The organism is Microbacterium sp. Bi128 (assembly GCF_918698205.1).
Genome location: NZ_CAKKMM010000958.1, coordinates 1 through 1,986, shown reverse-complemented (window position 1 = coordinate 1,986; position 1,986 = coordinate 1). Strand labels below are relative to the sequence as shown.

The window sequence follows — 1,986 nt, the reverse complement described above, 5'->3', positions numbered from 1 at the left end:
GGCAGCCATGAACTCGTATCGGCACTAGTGAGGGACCCCGCCATCGAAGCGCTGCCCCTGAATGAGGGAGCAGACCTGACGTGGGACGCCGACGTTCCCAACCGTCCCGGGCAGTAGCCAAGCCTTTCGCTTCAAGGCCACGCCAATGGTGCCGGCACCGTGGCACCTAAATCCGCAGGCCGCCCACTTCAGCCATCCCGAATGTGGATCCCTCACCGGACGTCCGCGCTTGCCTATGACAGGTGTGGATGGCACCGGGAGGATGGTTATTTCTGGCTACTCTTCGTGACTCGCCGGGCACTTTGTGACGGTTTAGTGGCTCCGCCTTCAACGGTGGGTTCGTCAGTGGATGGATGCGGCCGGAAGGCTGGTCTGGATGGGGAGTCGAGAGTGGAATTGCACGTGCTGCCGACACAACTCTGGCAATGACCCCGAAGCAGACGCTGGAGATAGCATTTTGGCATGTCAGAAATCTCGATCAGCGGTTTGCAGTTGGCTGCCATCTCAGAAATGGTAGATGTTGCCCGAAGCCTGGATAGCGAGATTTGGCTACGCGGCGGATGGGCGATGGATTTCTACCTTGGTCGGCTCACCCGTGAACACCTCGATGTCGACTGGTATGTCTGGGATGGCGATATGCCCGTCATTGCGAACGCACTTGTCGCCCAGGGCTGGACCGATATGGAGCAGTACCCGGCTGAACAGCAGCGCGATCTTGTGAAGGGAGCAGTGGAGTTTGGGATCGCCCCGCTGTCCAGCGCGGCGGACGGTCGAGTTGTGGTTGGTGGAGGCCCGTGGCGGAATGCGGCATTGCCGAAGGACATACTAGCCAACGCCCTGGAGTGTCAGCTTGGAGGGATTCAATGCGCAGTAATCAGTCCCGCCGCTCAAATTGAGATCAAGCAGATGATGCCAACCTGGGTTCCGGGACTTCCGCGACGATCGAAAGACGCGGCAGACATGGACCTCCTTGCCGAAGCAGTGAAGGTTGCGCGGCTTGATCGGGACGATGCAGCTCGCGGGACATGTCCATAAGAGGATCCCCTAACGGACGGCCGCACCCTCGGCACGAGGGGGAAGCTTTTGCGCATCGGTAGGCTAAGCCCATGGCATTGGGGGATGCGGCGCAGCCGCAGGCAGTTCGGTCACACAGAGTGGTCCTGGATGCGTACGCGTTCATCAAGGGCTGGCTCATCGCCACCTCGCTCTGGGTGGGGGTGCTACTACTCCTGGTGGCGGCAGGCTATGGCGTGCCCGCCTTGCGGGACGGCACCGACGCCGGCTACGTATGGGGCTTTTTGGGCATGGTGATTCTGTATGGCTTCGGAGTTTCCCTGGTGTTTGCGGCGCCATTGGCCTGGGTGTTGGCCTATCTTTTGCGCCCGGTCAGGAATCAATGGATCCACATCGGAGCCTTTTTCGCGGTGCCCGCTCTCGTGTTCTGGCTGCTGGGAAGCGTCCTGGGTCTCGGATGGCAGCCCTGGCTGCTGATCCCATGGGCCACCGTTGGCGCAGCGGCAGCCATCGGCCGTTGGGCAATCCGCAAAGACGTCCTTGCCACGAATTCTGCAGCTAACCCGGCCTGACCGCCCGCTGCACGATCCGTTGACGGGCGCTCCCGTGGCCTGTCCGAACTTTCAACTGTCGGTACTGTCCTTCTTTCGGGCTCCCAGAACGCAGAACTCGTTGCCTTCTGGATCCTCAAGTACAGTCCACGGCTGCTCGCCTTGACCAACATCGACCCTGCGGGCACCCAGAGCGACCATCCGCTCGACCTCGGCCGCTGGATCGTCCGGCCGAAAATCGAGGTGAAGACGATTCTTTGTTACCTTCGAATCTGCCACCGGCACGAAGACCAACCCTGGCAACCGGTCCGGTGCAGAACGAATTTCGAACTCATCGTCAGCTTCCAAAGTCACGACCCAACCCAAAGCTTTGGCCCACCAAAGTCCAAGCTCAGCCGGTCGTGCCGAATCGACAATTACT

Annotated in this window: 3 protein-coding genes; 2 read left to right on the top strand and 1 reads right to left on the bottom strand. The window is 60.5% G+C overall.

Features of this window, described 5'->3' with window-relative positions; genetic code table 11:
• The first annotated feature begins 462 nt into the window (after window positions 1-462).
• A complete protein-coding gene (locus tag LQV45_RS28490; RefSeq protein WP_230010323.1) occupies window positions 463-1,035 on the top strand; it encodes a nucleotidyltransferase domain-containing protein in 573 nt (190 codons plus the stop codon).
• Between the two features lie 71 nt (window positions 1,036-1,106).
• Window positions 1,107-1,586 (top strand): hypothetical protein, encoded by a 480-nt coding sequence (locus tag LQV45_RS28485; RefSeq protein ID WP_230010321.1) that lies wholly within the window; start codon window positions 1,107-1,109, stop codon window positions 1,584-1,586.
• A 51-nt stretch (window positions 1,587-1,637) separates the two neighbouring features.
• On the opposite strand, the gene LQV45_RS28480 is transcribed toward LQV45_RS28485, so the two are convergent.
• A partial coding sequence (locus tag LQV45_RS28480) for a VOC family protein (protein WP_308288941.1) occupies window positions 1,638-1,986 on the bottom strand: 349 nt, incomplete at its 5' end.